Source organism: Saccharothrix sp. HUAS TT1 (genome assembly GCF_040744945.1).
Classification (GTDB): Bacteria; Actinomycetota; Actinomycetes; order Mycobacteriales; family Pseudonocardiaceae; genus Actinosynnema.
The window spans coordinates 3,863,466-3,878,994 of the sequence record NZ_CP160453.1 but is presented as its reverse complement, the minus strand read 5'-3'; the positions used below and the strand labels follow the sequence as shown (position 1 = coordinate 3,878,994).

Annotated in this window: 22 protein-coding genes and 1 pseudogene; all 23 read right to left on the bottom strand. The window is 61.2% G+C overall.

The window, feature by feature from the left end:
• Nucleotides 1-71: 71 nt before the first annotated feature.
• On the bottom strand, nt 72-560 hold the full coding sequence (locus AB0F89_RS19030) for a hypothetical protein (protein WP_367137985.1): 489 nt from the start codon (nt 558-560) through the stop codon (nt 72-74).
• An 11-nt stretch (nt 561-571) separates the two neighbouring features.
• The gene (gene nrdJ, locus AB0F89_RS19025) at nt 572-2,587 is read right to left on the bottom strand and encodes a ribonucleoside-triphosphate reductase, adenosylcobalamin-dependent (protein WP_367137983.1); all 2,016 of its coding nucleotides are present in this window, start codon (nt 2,585-2,587) and stop codon (nt 572-574) included.
• Nucleotides 2,588-2,597: 10 nt separating this feature from the next.
• Complete coding sequence (locus tag AB0F89_RS19020) at nt 2,598-3,188, bottom strand: hypothetical protein (RefSeq protein ID WP_367137981.1); 591 nt, start codon at nt 3,186-3,188, stop codon at nt 2,598-2,600.
• On the bottom strand, nt 3,181-3,945 hold the full coding sequence (locus AB0F89_RS19015) for a metallophosphoesterase (RefSeq protein WP_367137979.1): 765 nt from the start codon (nt 3,943-3,945) through the stop codon (nt 3,181-3,183). Before AB0F89_RS19015 ends, AB0F89_RS19020 begins: the two co-directional genes overlap by 8 nt.
• On the bottom strand, nt 3,942-4,145 hold the full coding sequence (locus tag AB0F89_RS19010; RefSeq protein ID WP_367137977.1) for a hypothetical protein: 204 nt from the start codon (nt 4,143-4,145) through the stop codon (nt 3,942-3,944). Before AB0F89_RS19010 ends, AB0F89_RS19015 begins: the two co-directional genes overlap by 4 nt.
• Complete coding sequence (locus AB0F89_RS19005) at nt 4,142-4,642, bottom strand: hypothetical protein (protein ID WP_367137975.1); 501 nt, start codon at nt 4,640-4,642, stop codon at nt 4,142-4,144. The genes AB0F89_RS19010 and AB0F89_RS19005 overlap by 4 nt, the downstream gene beginning before the upstream one ends.
• On the bottom strand, nt 4,639-5,238 hold the full coding sequence (locus AB0F89_RS19000) for a toprim domain-containing protein (RefSeq protein ID WP_367138924.1): 600 nt from the start codon (nt 5,236-5,238) through the stop codon (nt 4,639-4,641). Before AB0F89_RS19000 ends, AB0F89_RS19005 begins: the two co-directional genes overlap by 4 nt.
• Nucleotides 5,138-5,521, bottom strand: coding sequence for a CHC2 zinc finger domain-containing protein (locus AB0F89_RS18995; protein ID WP_367137973.1), 384 nt, complete (start codon nt 5,519-5,521; stop codon nt 5,138-5,140). Before AB0F89_RS18995 ends, AB0F89_RS19000 begins: the two co-directional genes overlap by 101 nt.
• The gene (locus AB0F89_RS18990) at nt 5,518-5,730 is read right to left on the bottom strand and encodes a hypothetical protein (RefSeq protein ID WP_367137971.1); all 213 of its coding nucleotides are present in this window, start codon (nt 5,728-5,730) and stop codon (nt 5,518-5,520) included. The genes AB0F89_RS18995 and AB0F89_RS18990 overlap by 4 nt, the downstream gene beginning before the upstream one ends.
• The gene (locus AB0F89_RS18985; RefSeq protein ID WP_367137970.1) at nt 5,727-6,026 is read right to left on the bottom strand and encodes an endonuclease VII domain-containing protein; all 300 of its coding nucleotides are present in this window, start codon (nt 6,024-6,026) and stop codon (nt 5,727-5,729) included. Before AB0F89_RS18985 ends, AB0F89_RS18990 begins: the two co-directional genes overlap by 4 nt.
• Nucleotides 6,027-6,151: 125 nt before the next feature.
• Nucleotides 6,152-6,898, bottom strand: a complete 747-nt coding sequence (locus AB0F89_RS18980) for an AAA family ATPase (RefSeq protein ID WP_367137969.1) — start codon at nt 6,896-6,898, stop codon at nt 6,152-6,154.
• Between the two features lie 255 nt (nt 6,899-7,153).
• The gene (locus AB0F89_RS18975) at nt 7,154-8,035 is read right to left on the bottom strand and encodes an SPFH domain-containing protein (RefSeq protein ID WP_367137968.1); all 882 of its coding nucleotides are present in this window, start codon (nt 8,033-8,035) and stop codon (nt 7,154-7,156) included.
• On the bottom strand, nt 8,032-8,343 hold the full coding sequence (locus tag AB0F89_RS18970; protein WP_367137966.1) for a hypothetical protein: 312 nt from the start codon (nt 8,341-8,343) through the stop codon (nt 8,032-8,034). Before AB0F89_RS18970 ends, AB0F89_RS18975 begins: the two co-directional genes overlap by 4 nt.
• An 86-nt stretch (nt 8,344-8,429) precedes the next feature.
• Nucleotides 8,430-9,353, bottom strand: coding sequence for an AAA family ATPase (locus AB0F89_RS18965; RefSeq protein WP_367137964.1), 924 nt, complete (start codon nt 9,351-9,353; stop codon nt 8,430-8,432).
• 41 nt (nt 9,354-9,394) lie between these two features.
• On the bottom strand, nt 9,395-10,438 hold the full coding sequence (locus AB0F89_RS18960) for an RNA ligase (RefSeq protein WP_367137962.1): 1,044 nt from the start codon (nt 10,436-10,438) through the stop codon (nt 9,395-9,397).
• A complete protein-coding gene (locus AB0F89_RS18955; protein ID WP_367137961.1) occupies nt 10,435-10,794 on the bottom strand; it encodes a hypothetical protein in 360 nt (119 codons plus the stop codon). The genes AB0F89_RS18960 and AB0F89_RS18955 overlap by 4 nt, the downstream gene beginning before the upstream one ends.
• A complete protein-coding gene (locus AB0F89_RS18950) occupies nt 10,791-11,567 on the bottom strand; it encodes a hypothetical protein (protein WP_367137959.1) in 777 nt (258 codons plus the stop codon). The genes AB0F89_RS18955 and AB0F89_RS18950 overlap by 4 nt, the downstream gene beginning before the upstream one ends.
• A complete protein-coding gene (locus AB0F89_RS18945) occupies nt 11,567-11,923 on the bottom strand; it encodes a hypothetical protein (RefSeq protein WP_367137957.1) in 357 nt (118 codons plus the stop codon). The genes AB0F89_RS18950 and AB0F89_RS18945 overlap by 1 nt, the downstream gene beginning before the upstream one ends.
• The gene (locus AB0F89_RS18940; RefSeq protein ID WP_367137955.1) at nt 11,920-12,384 is read right to left on the bottom strand and encodes a hypothetical protein; all 465 of its coding nucleotides are present in this window, start codon (nt 12,382-12,384) and stop codon (nt 11,920-11,922) included. The genes AB0F89_RS18945 and AB0F89_RS18940 overlap by 4 nt, the downstream gene beginning before the upstream one ends.
• A gap of 13 nt (nt 12,385-12,397) precedes the next feature.
• Nucleotides 12,398-12,796 carry an SLOG family protein gene (locus AB0F89_RS18935; RefSeq protein ID WP_367137953.1) on the bottom strand — a complete coding sequence of 133 codons (399 nt, stop codon included), beginning with the start codon at nt 12,794-12,796 and terminating at the stop codon, nt 12,398-12,400.
• Between the two features lie 30 nt (nt 12,797-12,826).
• Complete coding sequence (locus tag AB0F89_RS18930) at nt 12,827-13,597, bottom strand: RecB family exonuclease (RefSeq protein WP_367137951.1); 771 nt, start codon at nt 13,595-13,597, stop codon at nt 12,827-12,829.
• A 389-nt stretch (nt 13,598-13,986) separates the two neighbouring features.
• Entirely contained in the window at nt 13,987-14,529 is a 543-nt protein-coding gene (locus tag AB0F89_RS18925; RefSeq protein ID WP_367137949.1) for a hypothetical protein, read from the bottom strand.
• Between the two features lie 632 nt (nt 14,530-15,161).
• A pseudogene (locus tag AB0F89_RS18920) lies at nt 15,162-15,518 on the bottom strand (Lsr2 family protein); the annotation flags it as partial.
• Nucleotides 15,519-15,529 lie beyond the last annotated feature (11 nt).

Genomic DNA, 15,529 nt, shown 5'->3' with positions numbered 1-15,529 from the left:
ATCTCCTTCTAGGCAAACGGAAAGCCGGGGTTCTGAGGCCCCGGCTCTTCCCGTCTATCTGTATTCAGTTATTACGCGGTGGTCCACTCGCGGTCACACACGTTCTGAGGGCAGTCGAAGGCGTGCCAGAGGCCCGATCCGTTCTTCTTCTGGCCGCTCTTGTAGACCCGCTCACCGTGCTCGCACTGGCTCGTCTTGCCCTTGGGGTGCCTGGAAGCGCCGGCAGGCTTGCCGCCCCCACCGGAGCCGCCGCCCTGGCGGGCCTGCCCCTGCCCCGAACCGGGGTCCTTGCTCTTGAGGTAGGCGTCCACCGCCGTGGCGGCGTCAACCAACCGCTTGACCTCGTCTCGGTCCTCCAGGAGTTCTGCCAGCCTTCCCAGGCTCGGAGCCCGGACGACGAGCCAGGAGGAGTCGAACCCGCCCTTGCCCTTGAAGGTGTAGGTAGCCGAACCGTCCCAGGCCGGTACGGCGTCGGCCGCCGGGCCCGGCGCAATCGCGGTCTGTGCCTCGTCTGCGTCGCCGTCGCTGAAGGGGTCGTTCTCGAAGGGGTCGCTGCTCATATGATCCTTTCTCAGCGAACCGGGCAGGCCCCGGTTGCGCACTCGTCGTCAACGCCGTCAGCCACGTCGCGTACGGTGGCGGATTTGTAGGCGTCCTTGGTGATTCGCTCGTAGGGTGCTTGAGCGAACGACTTTTCTGGGAACACGGTGGTCCCCTTCAGCTCGGTCCCGTACCGCAGAAGCACGTTCGCCAACTCCGGCAGGGTGTACTTCGCCGGATCGATGTTGGCGGTGTAGCTCACCGCATTGTCCGCCCAATAGCGTTGATACATCTCCTGAACCGATAGCATCTGCTCAAGCGTCAAATCGGCCGCGGACTCAACGATCTCCTCCGCGCGGGCCTCCCCGTAAAGGGTGGCAACCTCTTCCAAGAGACTGTCCTTGGTGGGGATGGACACGACCACGGTGTTGGGTGCCGAGAGGTCAGGTTCGACTTCGTAGCCCTGCGCCGCGTACCTCGTCGCCGTCTCGAACTGGTCAGGGTCGATCGTGCTTAGCCTGACTCGGCGGATGAAGTACTTGCCGAAGATCGGGTGAATCCCTTCCGATACTCCAGGCATCTTCGCAATCGTGCCCGTGGGGGCGACGGTGCGAATCTTCACCGGGATTGGGATGCGGAGCTGATGCGCGTAGTCCCGTACTGCGTCGTCAACGTCCTGGGCGAGGTCTTCGAGGATTCGGGATACCTCGTAGTTGCGTGATGCTTCCGAGTACTTGATCCCCAACCTCGCCAGGAACGAAGCAAAACCCAAATGCCCCAAGCCGATACGCCGGTTCCGGCTGAGGACTTCTGCCTGCTTCGGATCGTTTACGTCGCCGTAGGTGGCCCGCATGAGGAAGCGAGCCATGAGGACATGTGCCTCGTACAGCCCCATCCAGTCGATATCGTCCGGGCCTCGGTTGGCGAACTTGGCTAGGTTGACGTGCCCCAGGTTGCAGTTCTCCCAGCTTTCCAGCGCGATTTCCCCGCACGGGTTCGTCGCTACCACGGTGTTGGGCTCGCCCCGGTTCGAGAGCTGAGAGTTCCAGATCCCGGGTTCTCCGTTGTCCAGCATCCCTCCCGCGATCATCGCCAGGACGTGTGATGCGTCGGGCCTTCCCGCGTTGGCGCGGGCGAAGAACTCGTCATCAACTTCGACAGAGATGTTCGTCGTCCAGTGCGACGACCCATCCTTCTTGGAGTTGATGAACGATTTGATCTCTGGGTCATCCCACCGCATGATCGACATTCGGGCCGACCTGCGATTGCCACCACTGACTACACATTTGGCAATAGCATGGTCGATCTCCATCGCGGCCATACCATGAAGCCGTCCGTATGGAGCCGCGTTGAGAACCGTCGAGACCTCATGGAGCATCACCGCAAGCGGCGTGGGTCCGGAGGCCCTACCCCCGAAGGTCTTGAGACGGGTTCCCTCGCCTCGTACTCGGGACACGTCGTAGACCCTGTCCGTGTACTTCGCCGGGCGATAGTACGTAGAAACCAGATCAACCAGCGCACCCGCCCAACCTTCTCGGCTATCCTCCACTTCATATGCTCCCGGCCAGTCGGCGTCAAAAGCGTCAGAAAGTACTCCAGCATTGCGCAACCTTTCGTAGTCGGGGTGCTCTGGGTCGCAGACGACGTGTACGTTGAGCTTCTGACACATCGGGCCGTACTGGTTGAGGTACCGGTTGCTGTAGTTGGCTCCCACTCCACCTCCCTCCATCAGCCGCAGGAAGGTGAACTGGAAATGCTCGGTAACATCGGGAGACCATCCCGATACATGGCAGTTGAACAAGTACTGCCTGCCTGCGACACCCGATGCCCAGAGGTGTCTTCCACCGGGGATGATTTTGAATGCCGTCATGTGCTCGATCAGGCGTTCGCGCTCATTGGGAAGGAGATGGTCGGGACGCAACGCTAGGTTGCCGTCCACGACCCGCTGAACCGTCTCGGGCCAGGTCTCCTTTGTGCCGTCAGGCTTGGTGCGTGAATAGGTTCGCTCGTAGACGAGCTGGCCCGTAGGCCCCCACGCAACAGTCATTTACCTCCGATCAGTAGCGGCCGTCATCGCCGTCTCCGTTGTAGGAACGGGACGTGCGTGCTTGGGCAGCGGCGTTGGACGTGGCGCGGCGTGCGCCTGGTCCCTGGTGATCCGTGTACCTGCTCGACAGGTGGATCTGGTTCATGCACTCGGTGAGCGCATCGACGGCCCTCGTGATCTTCATGCGGTGCTCGGGGGCAACCCCGTGCACGTAGTAGTCCCAGAGGACCGAGTGGTACTCCTCGTGCCGTTCGGCCATGAGTTCGAGTCCTCCGCTGAGGTCGAAGCGCTCGACCTGGGCTAGGCCCTGCCTGTCCGTCAACGCACCGGAATCCAGCAGGCCGCGAACCTCCCTGGTGCCGTAGCGGTACTGCCCCGTCGCGACCTCGTGAGCCGAGCGCAGCTCGGCGGCTACCTGGTGTCCGATGTGGACCAGGGCCGAGACGCGCTCCTCGGCCAGGGCCAGGCGGCGATGCGTGTCCGGGGACTCGACCAGGCGCAGCCAGATTTCCTGTCCGATGTCTGCGGCCTCAATGGACGCCGGCCATGAGCGGGCGACGATGCCCGCGGCCTTATTCACGTCCGCTTCGAGGTCAACCAACGAACACCTCCCCGTTGTACGTGAACTGGCGTCCCCGAATGGGGATCAGCTCCACCCGGACTTCCGTGTTGTTGGCGTGCGCGATGGCGAAGCCCTTCTGCCAGTTCCCCGTAGCACCCTTGAGGTACTGAGCCGATTTCTGGTCCATCAGGTTGCCGACTTCGACGCCGTAAACGGTCTTCTCGATGTCACCGCCGTAGCCGGTGGTGTGGGCACCCTGGCCGAGTCGGTGAGTGTGGCCCATGATGACCGACTTGCCGAACCGCTTCGCGGCGTTGAGCGCGGTGTTTCCCGCGATCCTTGACAGTGCGATTCCACCGACGTGGCCGTGAGTCATCGTCCACTGCGGCGCGAAATCGTAGAACTCGGGCAAGAGTTCAATCCCGAATCCCTCGAAATCGAGCAACTTGTCAAGGTTGAAGGCGTTGGACTCGGCCAACGCCGGCGCGTACTTCGCGAGATACGTCCGCGGCCTGAGGTCGTGGTTTCCTTCGACTACCTTGATCGGGCCGCCGTAAACCTTGCGAAGCTCTGCGAGTACGTTCTTCTTCGCGTACTCACAATCTGCGAACACTGATCCCTGGAACTCCATTGCGGTGTCCTTGCTCCACCGCGAGGGTTGGGGGAAGTCCATCAGATCACCGATCTGCACCACTTCGTCGGGCTGGTACGAGCCGATGAAACCGATGATGGACTTGAGCGCCCTACGGTCGTGGTAGGGAATCTGAGTGTCCGAGATGATGACGATTCGCGTCACTCAACCACCTCGAACGGGCCATCATTCCGGAAGGCGGGCCAGGGCGCGGGGAACATTTCCTCTTCCCCGTAAACCTCGTTGCTGATGACTCGCCAGTCCCAGCCTCCGTCAACGCGTTCCAGGATGTCTCCTTCGTCATCCCGGAGCTTGGTCACGTACTCGGGCGGCTCAGGGCCGTCACCTTGATAGACAGTGCTCACTCTTCTTCTCCTTCTGTTACTGCCAGGGCTTGCCTGACCCGCTCCGTGATGATGTGGAGCATTGCGCAGTAGTTGCTGATGTCCATTAGCTCTTCCTGGAGGTAGCCAATCAGCTCCTCAATGGACATGCCCTCGAACTTCTGGTGGGTCTCCTGGCTGTACTGAGCGTTTCCGACTCCGCGAATGCGACCGACGCACTCAACGATGTATCCCTCAACGAACTCGGCCAACTGCTCGGAACTCATGCCGAAGCTGAGGATCTTCGACGCGATCGGAGGCGGGCTCTCCTCCTCTTCCTCTTGGCGCTCTTCGATCTCGAAGAACTCGGCCGCCTGGCTGATCGTCACGAGGGGTTCAAGCTCGTCCCTGTGCTTGAGGTAGTAAATGCCATCGGCGGTCACCTCCAGGAGGCCAAGAGAGTCGCCTCTGACCAGACCAACTCGGCCTGTACCGTTTCCCCCCGTAATGAGTACGGGGGCTCCCTGAACCAAGCTCAACGGCCCATCCTTTCCAGCAAGACCGAGGGGCCTTGCACTTGAACAGTGCTGCTCACGTCCTCTCGGTCATCCATCGGCACAATCAGCGCGTTAGGAAGTGAGGACTCGACTTTCCGGGCGAATTCCATACCAGGCTTGTCTCCGTCCGCCAGTACGAAGACCTTGCGGAACCCCAGGAACAGGCGGCGGAAGTACGGCCGCCAGGTCTGGACACCAGGAACGCCTACGGCCGGAATGCCGCAAAGTTCGGCGGTGATGGTGTCGGGCTCTCCCTCGCAAATCGCGATCTCGTCGTGCTCGCCGAGCATCGAAATCGTATTGAAGAGCCGAACCCCGCCACCCGTGTGGCTCATGAATTTCCCGCCGTGCTCGTCGTGATCGTGGTCCCGAAGGCATCGGAACCGCATCGTCACGACACTCCACTTCTGCCCAGGGCTCCACCTCAGGTACGGGATAGCCAGCCATCCCGCGTACATCTGGTGGCCCGGAAGCGGATCACTTACGTAGCCAAGGCGGAACCGTTCGAGCTTTCCGCTTGCGTTCAGGCTGAGGAATCCCCGACTCGCCAAATACTCTTCGGCGGGGCTTCCGATCAGAGCGTTGTGGTAGCGACTGGTCGCTTCCATCAAGTATTTTCTCTGCTCGTTCGACTGCATCCCGGTAGCCGCAGCCCTCCTTCCTTTTGATTAGCGCGATGATGTCGCCACGCATGTCACACGCCTTGCATGAGAAGGCGTTGTTCTCGTAGCTCACCGATGCGGACTTGTGCTCTTCCCCGTGGAACGGGCAAAGGCATGGGTTCCATTCGGCCCGATCAGGTGGTGGCTCCCAGTCCGGGAACCAAGCCACCAGCAAACGGGCAATCGGAGCGTCCGTCATTCTCGTAGGCTCAACTCCCACTCGAAGGTCTCGGTGTCCTCCGATTCAGGATGGATGAGTGTCACGCGAAACACTCCAACGCCGTTGGAGACCTCGAAGCGCCAATTCGTTTCGAAGTCACCGGCGTCCCAGTACACCGGGAACGGTGGATGGAAGATGTCTTCAAGGATCTTGAGCAGATCCGACCTGTTCGTATCGAGCTGGATCATGGATCTCCCTCTAGCCGGTCAATCGCCAGGATCAATCGAGCAGGCGGGTTCTCCACGTAGTCGGCACAGCGACGCATAGCCGCCGGGTCGTCGCGGAGGTGACCCAGAACGCCCTTATTGCACGGGCCGCACAAGAGGCCGCGGACGCACTTGCCGCAGCTCGTCTTCCCCGGACAGCACTTGTGGTCGTGGTCCACGCATCGCGCCCGGAGGCGACGACACGTCATGCACTTGCCTCCGCAGGCTTCCCAGAGCGCCTGATATTGCTTGGGCGTCAGGTTGTACTGCTTCGCCACGTAGGCGAGTCTGCGAGCCTCTGAGACGTTCGTACGGCGTGCCCTCTGGCAGGTCGCACAACGAGGACCGGGAGAGGTGACTTTCCTCGTGGTCGAACCACAGTCCTTGCACGCCTTTCGGGTTGCTACCACTCGTCGCCCCCGTAATGGAAGGCGAAGTCCGTGATAGCCATGTGGTCACCCTCGAAGCGGAGTTCGGCATAGGTTTGGCCGGATGGGTCGGCCTTTCCGCCACGATGCTTCACGGGCGATACGCACAGGACGCCTTCGCGTGGCTTGTGCAAGGTGAGGATCATTTCGGGTACGCGCCCGATCTGTCCCTTGACCCCCGACAACGGGATGGGCTTGTCGGAGTTGTTGAACTCACCTGTCACGTGGTGCAGGCCGATGACACACGCACCTGTTGCACGAGCCATTCCGTGTAGGTAGTCCATGAGGATTTCGAGAGCTTCAGAGCCCTCGGCATCCTCGGTCCGCACGTTGGTGATGTTGTCTACCGTGATGATGGTGGGGTATTCGCCGTAGAGTTCCCAGTACGCCTCAACGATCTCCTCAATGTCGTCGGTGCTGGGACTGGCGTCATAGTCGATTCTCAGTGGGATGTTGCCCAGGGCCGCTCGGACCTCCCCAGGGAGTTCGGGTGCCCGTGCGATGTCGGCCGCGGTGGACAGCGGAACGCCCGTTTCAATTGAGATCGACCGCTGTAGTTGGGTGAAAGCGTCGCTGTCGGCCGAGAAAAGCAGGCTCGGGAGCCTGCTCTTAAGTGACAGCGTGAGGGCCAAGCCGGACTTACCGCAACCGGGGCCAGCGGCAATGAGAACCAACTGGCCCCGGAGGAAGCGCACGCCCATTCGTTCGAGCGCTTCCCACACGGTAGGGATGGGGTCGCCGGCCGTGCCCCTGATTCGTTGGCTCTGAACCAGGGAGTACATTGCCCCCCTAAAGAGCTACGGGCTTGAGGTCGTATGCTTCGGTCATCTGGTCGAGTGGACGACCACCGCCCGAACCGACCTCGCGTAGCTCGTCCAGGGACAGCAAGGTGTGAATGACCACCTTGCCGTTGCTCACCCACAGGTCGCCGTCTCGGTCCACGAGAAGTTCAAGCCCTTCGGGCCGACTCATTTCCCTCACTTCCCAACGATGATCGGGGAACCCTGCGGCACCGGGAGGACCTGAACCTTGCCCTGCTTGATCGCCTCGTTGATTGCTTGCTGCTGCTGGTAAGCCTGATACCCGGCGATGCCACCCGGGAAATCCGCAGCGGCTTTCTGGTCGATCGTGGCCGCCTCGTTCCGAAGGATTGCGGCCTGCTTCTCGGTCAGTCCCGCGACAAGCTGAGGCTGGATTCCCGGCTTCTGGAGGAGGACTGCCTTCACGTCGAATACCTTGACGCCCTGGGTCAGCGTGTTGACGATCTCCTGGATTTGCTGGAGAACGTCCCGTTCCCAGTTCGCCTTGGCTTCCGTGTCGGTGTAGAGCTGTTGCCAGTCGTAGGCAAGTGCCGCGTTGTCTGCTGCGCGGTCAATGGCCGCTCCCAGGTACGACGAGAGAACCTTTGACCACTCAGCGGGCATCGCGGTACCACCTTCGGTGGCGTAGGCGCTGCGCTGTGCGGTGATCGTCTCGTGCATCATCTGAAGGACACCACCGGGCCACTTCTTTCCGGAAGAGTCGGTGTACTCCTTGCACGAGGTGTCCAGCTCGAACTTCACGAGCCCTTGAACCTTGAGTTCCTGACCATCCTTGGTGGTCGAAGTCAAGGCCGCGGAGTCCTTGCCGTCCCCGTCGCCGAAATCGAAGTCACGCTGCCCCGAGGGGTAGTAAAAATGGTTGTCGCTGACATCGTCGTACCGCTTGGTGGTGTTACCGACACAGTCAACGAATTGCTTCGAGTCGAACGCACCCGCCTTGTAGTGGAGGGCAACGTCCGTTGCCGTGGTGTTCGCGACCGAGCACGCCGACAGAATCAGTACGGCCATGCCCATGAGCGCGATGACGAAGCGCTTCATGCTTTGTTCTCCTTCTTGCGAAACTCCAGGATCTTGGCCTTGATGTTGTTGAGGAACACGTCATCGCCGCCAAGCTCGCACTCGGCTTCGATGTCCAGGATCAGAAGGTTCCGATCCTTGATCGCCTTGTTGAGCACCTTGATGATGCCGACCTTCGCCACCGCGACGGCATACCACCAGAACGCGATGATTCCGATTACGGCGAGACTCCCGATGATCAGCAGGACCGCGACGAATGGGTTCACGACTGCCACGGCCTGAACATCAGGAGGGCGAACCAGATAGCCGCCGCGAAGACGTAGAGCCATCCGCTCACGACATCACCCGCAGCGAACTCCTCGGCGGCCCACCACGCATCCGCGACGAGTAGCACGAGACAGAGAAAGACCATCACCTAGAAGTTCCCTTCAGCGACTTGAAGAACGGTCAGGCCGATGGAGCGCCATGCGCGCACCACTCGGTTGCGGTCGTCCAGGACGAAGGCGACGTTGAACCTGTCCCGAACGTTTTTGTCGAACAGTTCGAGCTTCACTATGTCGTCGCGCCGGGTATCGCCCTCCGGGCGCATGTGGAGTTCGTCGGACAGATAACCGACGTTGTTCCTGATCCACTCGGCGGTGACATCGCGGTATCGCTCGTCACGACCGGAGCAGTAGACGATCTGGTAACCCGCGTGGAACAGCTCCACCACAAGATCGACCACCGCAGTGTTCGGCTTGTCCAGGTGGTACCTGCTGGTGTCGTACGGGTCGCGTACGCCCTCGCACAGGGCAACCGTCCCGTCCACGTCCACCAGGACCGCGTCAGGCAGCTCGTCATCCGGGTCGTACTGCGCAGAAACCGCCGGGGCCTGAACGGAGGGCACAGACGCGGACGAGCCCTTGAGGGGCCGGACGTACCGCTCCCACATGTCGTGGACGTAGACCCGCCCTACGGGCCTCTCCCGGCCCGCGTCGCGGTCCTGGCAGGTCTTCAGCGGTACGTCCGTGAAGTCCACCTGGTTGTAGGTCGCACCGAGATTCGCAGCCAGCTCCGCCCACGTGCGCCGGTACCGGGCGCGAAGGTTCATGTCGTGGACGATCACGAGCTTCCCGCGCCGTAGACCCATCTCGACCACGGCCCGCTGAACCTCGGTCACCTGATCCTCGGTGGCCTTCGAGTAGGTAGCCGACCGGTGGAGCATCCGCCGGATATCGTCCCGGCCCGCCAGGACCACTTCGCCCGGTTCCGCGACCGCAGCAACGTCTTCGGCGTAGCTCGTCTTACCCGATCCGGGAATACCGACCGTAACAATCAAGCTGCCCTGCAATGTGCTCACCCTCCTTCCGGAATTTGCCGACGCTTAAGCGTTTGCTTTTGCTACGGCTTGAGATTTGCCCAGATGATTCCCGCGTAGTTCTTGCCGTCTAGCGCAAGGAACAGACATGCCTTCAACCACGCCGGCTCGTCGGTGATCTCTACGGCGAAAGCCTTCCGGTCCTCAACGAGATGTGCCAGCCCCGCAAGGCGTGTTTCCACCTGCGTGTCCATGTCGAACCACTCGGCGAAGAGGCGATCCGCAACCTCGGTGACCCAGTCGCGGAACTCGTCAGGGATTCCCGCGTAGATAGCGGCGTCGGACGAGGCCGAACGCATTCTTTCCCAGATGACCCGCTCGTTCAGGCCGGTGACGACCTTGTGCAGTTCGACGTAATCGACCTGCTTCAACTTGACACGGTGGTCCGTGAGTGCGGCTCGCACCACTAGGCCCTCCGCGTTCGGCCTCGGGGGCGATGTGAGCACATCTCGGAAGGAACCGAACTCGAAGGTTTTGGCCCTCGGTCCCGGCCACGTCGGGGAACTGTTAAATCGATCGGCACACGAAAGGCCGCTGGAAATCGAAAGGATGTCCAGCAACACCAGGTCATCGTGATCACCATAATCCACGACGATTCTGTTCTCCGGGTATACGATCTCGAACAATGCCGTTGTGCCGGCGGGTGGTGCCCAGTCGTAGTAGCGTTGTCTGTAAACCTCGGTCGCGTGTAGTGCTTGCTCGCTTTCGAAGCTTCCCCGAGTCGCCACGGCGTAGCCGTCCGGGGTGGGGTAGAGGATGCCCAAACTTCCGTCGATCTTGTCGGTGACCTCTACCGGCTCCCACATGTCGATTTCGGCTGCGCCGGCCTCGCCATAGTTGAAGAACTTTTCGAACGGTCTTGCGAGGACTTCCGATGTGTTCTCATCTACAATGAGCCCGCGGCACCTCGCGGTGACATTGTTCCATTGCCGGCCGAACTGCGCCTTCTCCGTGTAGTTGAAGATGACGTAGTCGTATTTCGGGTGGTGACGCTGGCGGACATAGCCCTGGGCGATTTCCTCAGCCAGGTCTTCCGGCCGGAACAGATCGTCAAGGTAGGTAGTCACCGGATCGGCTCGTAGACTGTGACCACCTTCGCCTTTTGGGCACACTCCTGAAAGTCGCCGTCCCAGTCGGAGCCGTCGTATGAAGAGTAGTAGCCGTGCTTGCGGAAGAAACGGCTACGGCCTTCCTCGTCGGTGACCTTGAACGTGAGGTAGCGGGTACCACCGCCGTCCTCGTAGCCGCCGATGTCCTCCACGATCTCAACCGTTCCGAAGTCCGGAACGGCCACGGGGGTGGTGCCAACTTCGGCCCACTCGTGCCAACCCTGCTCCTCGTACTCCCCACTGTCGTTCCAGTAGGTGTGCACGAAAACGTGGTTCTCCAGGATCTCCTGAACCTGATTGACGCTCAGCGTCACTTTTCCTCCAACGGAATCAGCTTGTCGTGGTTCGCCAGGTGGCGGGCCACATAATCGACATCCGGTTTCCGGAACGTGTCGTAGTTCTCCACCAGGAATTGAGCCGACCAGCCTTTAGTCAAGCTCGTGATGGTGCGCCGCAGTGCCCAGTCATAGGCGGTCCGCAGCGAGTGCCTGTAATCGCTCGGGATCACAAGGCGCTCAAGCGCGGTCGCGTAGACTTCCTCTCGGAAGAGCTGCACCTTGTCCTCGAACGACAGGGCCTTAAGCTTGAGCATGTCCACCGCCACTGAATGACCCTCCTTGAGGATGCGGACATACATGGGCTCCTTTCCGTACGCCACACTCGCGTGGATGCTGTCGTGGTCGTACTTCCGGTTGACCGCGTCGGCAAAGAACTCGTCCGACTCCTGCGAGAGATCGACCTGTTTCTTCCCGTGCCGCTCCTCCCATACCGAGTACAGGAGATCGTGAAGTGGCTGGACCACGGCGGCCCCTGCCTTTTTGAGCTGTACGGCGTCGAAGACGTGTTTCGCCCACGAACCGTTTTTCAGCTCCCAATACGAGTGACTGACCTTGAGCGTGTAAAGCTCGTCCAGATCCGCCGCGCGGTCGGTCCCAGGCTCGATCCACTCCTCAAGCCGGGGATGCCAGTACGTATCCGCCCCCGCCTCCTGGCGGGGCGTGAGCACGTCCAGGTCCCGCGCCTGGCGGTGGGCCAGGCCGAGACCGTTCATCGCGGTACTGCCCACCACCAGGCGCTGTGCGGGCATTAGCACTCCGCGTACTGGTCGAAGACCTCCAGCGCCCGACCCCAGCTCTCCCCACGGTCTTGGGCGCGCTGGGACTCCTGGGCCGCTTCACGAAGTACGTCGTCGCCGCGCACCCCCAGCACGGACAGGAGGGTTCGAATGGGCGTGTACTCGTGGGTGCTGTCCAGCTCGTAGCCCAGGACCGCCAGGGCGAAGCCGTGCAGACACCCCGGCGTCGTCGTACCAAGCTCCTCGTCGTGGTGGACGTACAGGCACGTACCGTCGGGGGACTGGTAGGTGAAGTCAGCCCCACGGGCGTCCACGGCCGCCTGAAGCGCCGCCCGGTAGGTCTGCCTGGTGATCGTCACGGGGCTCACGCGAACACCAGCTCTCGGACCTCGGTGGAAACCGGGGCTTCGGCCGCGGCCTCTTCCTCGGGCTTGAGGTAGGTCGCCTCCAGGAGGTCAGCGATCATCGGGAACGAGTAGCCCCAGAGGTCGTTCAGGGTGGAGACCGGCACCGCGCCCCCCGTGTCGTTCACGACCACGAGCGGGTTGCCGGACTGCGGCATCTGGTCCAAGGGGATGCCGAAGTACTCGTTCATGAACTGGGCGGACGGGAGGAACGTCTTCCGATCGGGGCCGAACTCCGTGGCGTCGTTCCAGCGGTGCGGAGCGACCACGTCGCACGCCACACCGAGGCAGCAGTACGTCATCCCGGTGATGTTGTAGTCCAGGTCCAGGACAGGGATGCGGAGCTGCCCGCGCCCCTGGCTGTAGGTACCGCTGCGCAGGGCGGACATCCACTTGACGAAGTTCGCGCGCTGGGTCTTGTTCATTGCTTTGTCTCCTTCAGACTTCGAACCGAATTGTCGGGACGTTCCGGTACTCGGCATATTCCGCGCACTGGGAGGCACCCGAAGACTTGTTGACGATGAAAGCCAGGCACAGGTCAACGCCCGACTCGACCATGCGAATGTTGCGGACTACTCCGGCCTTCGGTCCCATGACTTTCCACTCAGGTACGTGGAACTCAACGACACCGCCGGCGTGCTGCCACATTGCGGCGCACAGGCAATCGGCTCCGTAAGCCTTTCCGTTCACCATCACGGCATCGGGGGAGTGGATGTGCACCGCCCTGAGGGCGTCCCGGATAGTTTGCCAATCCACCCAACCCCGCGACCCCGTGACAAGAAAACGGCTAAGCCTTCTCGGACCGATTATCTTGATCAAGGCTTGCAGTTCATTCATGTCTTCCTGTTGTGGGGAACTGTTAAATCGCTAGGCCGAAAAAAAGCGGCACGAGGCCGCAACCGAGCAGCGCCGACAAGTGTCCGGCGATGGGCGGGGTGGGAAGTCCCCCGCCTTGATCCGCTCATCTGCTTGCTGGAAGACCTGCCCAAGGCTTTCCAGTGTCCAATTGTGGAGCCTGTATGGCACGGTCGGTCGCCCAAGCCTTGCCATCCAGTAATCGCCAGTGGTCATGGGCACTCCGTACATCAGCAGGAGAGCAGCGGCATACACCGCCAACTGGAAATCATCACCGGGGTTCACGCCGGTCTTGATGTCTCTGGGTTTGCCATCGATAGCTTGATCGATGAACCCTTTTACCTGCACGCCACCGAGTTCGATGTTGAACTCCAACTCAATGACCTTGGCCCCGTCCGGGGCGGCCCAAATCTCTTCGTCGGGATGTTCCTCGGTGTAGTACCGAACGTACCCTTCGACCTGCTCCAGGCCGATCGAGAACCGTCGAGCAATATCCTCCGGACCTCGGTATCGGCCACTGCTGAACCAAAACTCAGCGTTTGGGGTGTCTTCGAGCTGGGCATCAGTATGCCGACGATAGCTTTCCGCGTAAACCGCTTGGGCCTCGTCCAGGCTCATGGCACGGTCGCTGCGCTCCCAGGCTTCTGCGGCCTCGTGCACGGCTAGCCCTTGTGGCAACCACGCCGCCGGCCTCTGCCATTTCTTCTCGACCCGCTTTAGGTAGTAGGAGTACGGACACCCGGTATCGGGATCGAGAATCCCCAGGTCTTTCACCTGGCTCACTGAACGGTAATCTGGCAAGCATCACCCTTCCGGCGATTCGGCTCACACCCCGTGTGCGCAATGGTGGCCCACCGCAGGGCATGAATCGTACACCTCGTAGATTGTTTCGGTGGCTCGGTACCCCATCATCAGGGAATCCTGAACCAATTCTTCCGCGACCACTCGGAAGCACGCTTCTCGCAACCTTTCCCACACGGGTTCAAGCCACGGGTCAGAAGCATCCAATCGCATACTCACGTACGTTCGGATGAACCATCCCTGGTAGCTCGCTCGAATGTGGGCCTCTACGAAACACGGCCGGTCGATCAGGACCGTATGCGGCGCTTTCATCAGCATTGAGGCCCCCGCCTTTTATCAGAAGGCGTACAGCCAGGCGGCACGCCTTCTGATCAATACTTCACCTTGGGAAGTTCCCCAGGCATACTGAAGATCCTTCGGCCCTCGTCGGTGATCTTCGAGATTTCGTTGACCCGCACAATAAGATCGCCGTCTTCCGGTCTGCGAGGCACCAGCCGGAAGCCCCCCATACCCGAGTCGGGGTTCGGTTCAACGTCGGGGCTATATTCCACCACGGCGTTTCGGGACTTCAACTTACCGTAGAATGAGAGCAGGCGCTTTAGCTTGTCCTCACTCATTCCCTCGCCATTGGTCGCGTAGTACTCGGCATGATCTGACAATCGCTTGTGTAGCGCCGAGGACTTGAACCTCTGGTCAATCTCCCAAGGGAACTCTTCCCGGACGACTTGCTTTGGGGGCTTTGGCAGGCCCGCTTCCGTCCACACCTGATTAATGCGCGCTCGGGTGTAGCCGAAAAGACGTGCAATCTGAGCCTGAGTCTTTCCCTTTCTGGCCCAGAAAGCGACACTTTCTTTCGAAAGCTTCAGCATCTCGGGATCGACTTTGTCGATCTCGTCCTCAGGCGCTTCGAACACGGTGAACCTCCTGCTTTGTAGCAGAAGGGTAAGGCTAGCCTCACCGAGTGGCAACGGAGGGCCTAAGAGCTGTCCAGCCACGTGAGGTACCCCCTCCCAGGTCGTCTATCCACAGTGGACAACCCCTCCCTCGTCACTGTGAGTCAAGTCTCACTAGGCTAATCGGGGCAGGGATGGTTCCGGTTTCACATAGTCCATGAATGTGACCTAGGTCACATATATCACTCAGAGCACCCGCCTGACCACTGAGATTTTGCCAGGTCAGGCGGGTTACCCGAAACCTACTCGCGAATCTAGTTCGCGTTCGACCTCTGCTTCGTGCTGCCCGGGGCCCGGCGTCCGCCCTTCGGAGCGGCGCTGCTCCGCGTGGTCGAACGCACGCGGGGCGTCTCCTCTGCGGTCGCCTCGGTGAACTCGGGCTGGGAGACCGGAACCCTCTTCGCCCGCGTGCGCCTGGCGGGCTTCTTCTCGCCCTCCGGGGCCTGCTCGGGCTGTGGGGCGTGGAACAGCTCCCCGGTAGCTCCCGGGCTCCCTTCCGGAACCTCGGGCGTTTCGGTCGAAACCTCGGGGGCCTGCGGCGTGGCCGGCTCCTCCTGCGCCACCCCGCCGGGGGCCTGGCCGTCGATCTCCTTCTGCTGCTGGTAGGCCACCATCACCGCGCCGGGGATACGGCCGCGGTCCTTGAGGTCCGGCCACCCGTGGCTACGAGCCCACTCCCGGATGTTCGCCAGCTCGTTCTTCCTCATGAACTCCGCGTGGCTCTTCTCTCCCGTGCGCACCACGGGAGCGCTCGGGGCCGTGTACTTGCGTCCGCCAGTCCTACGGCCCTTCGAGACGAACTCGGCCAGGGCATCCCGCAACTTGGTCTGGTTGGTCCCGGACAAGTCGATCTCGTACGTGACGCCGTCCAGGCCGAACTGAACCGTGCTCACGCCCTCCTCGGAACCGTCGATGTCGTCAACGAACTGAACGATCACCTTGCGAGCCATGACTTATTCAA

Excerpts from the sequence above, each read along its gene's own strand:
- AB0F89_RS18935 (WP_367137953.1), bottom strand. The coding sequence starts at position 12,796 with ATGAATGAACTGCAAGCCTTGATCAAGATAATCGGTCCGAGAAGGCTT.
- AB0F89_RS18970 (WP_367137966.1), bottom strand. The coding sequence starts at position 8,343 with ATGGCTCTACGTCTTCGCGGCGGCTATCTGGTTCGCCCTCCTGATGTT.
- AB0F89_RS18940 (WP_367137955.1), bottom strand. The coding sequence starts at position 12,384 with ATGAACAAGACCCAGCGCGCGAACTTCGTCAAGTGGATGTCCGCCCTG.
- AB0F89_RS18950 (WP_367137959.1), bottom strand. The coding sequence starts at position 11,567 with ATGCCCGCACAGCGCCTGGTGGTGGGCAGTACCGCGATGAACGGTCTC.
- AB0F89_RS18990 (WP_367137971.1), bottom strand. The coding sequence starts at position 5,730 with ATGATCCAGCTCGATACGAACAGGTCGGATCTGCTCAAGATCCTTGAA.
- AB0F89_RS19030 (WP_367137985.1), bottom strand. The coding sequence starts at position 560 with ATGAGCAGCGACCCCTTCGAGAACGACCCCTTCAGCGACGGCGACGCA.
- AB0F89_RS18975 (WP_367137968.1), bottom strand. The coding sequence starts at position 8,035 with ATGAAGCGCTTCGTCATCGCGCTCATGGGCATGGCCGTACTGATTCTG.
- AB0F89_RS18995 (WP_367137973.1), bottom strand. The coding sequence starts at position 5,521 with ATGACGGACGCTCCGATTGCCCGTTTGCTGGTGGCTTGGTTCCCGGAC.
- nrdJ (WP_367137983.1), bottom strand. The coding sequence starts at position 2,587 with ATGACTGTTGCGTGGGGGCCTACGGGCCAGCTCGTCTACGAGCGAACC.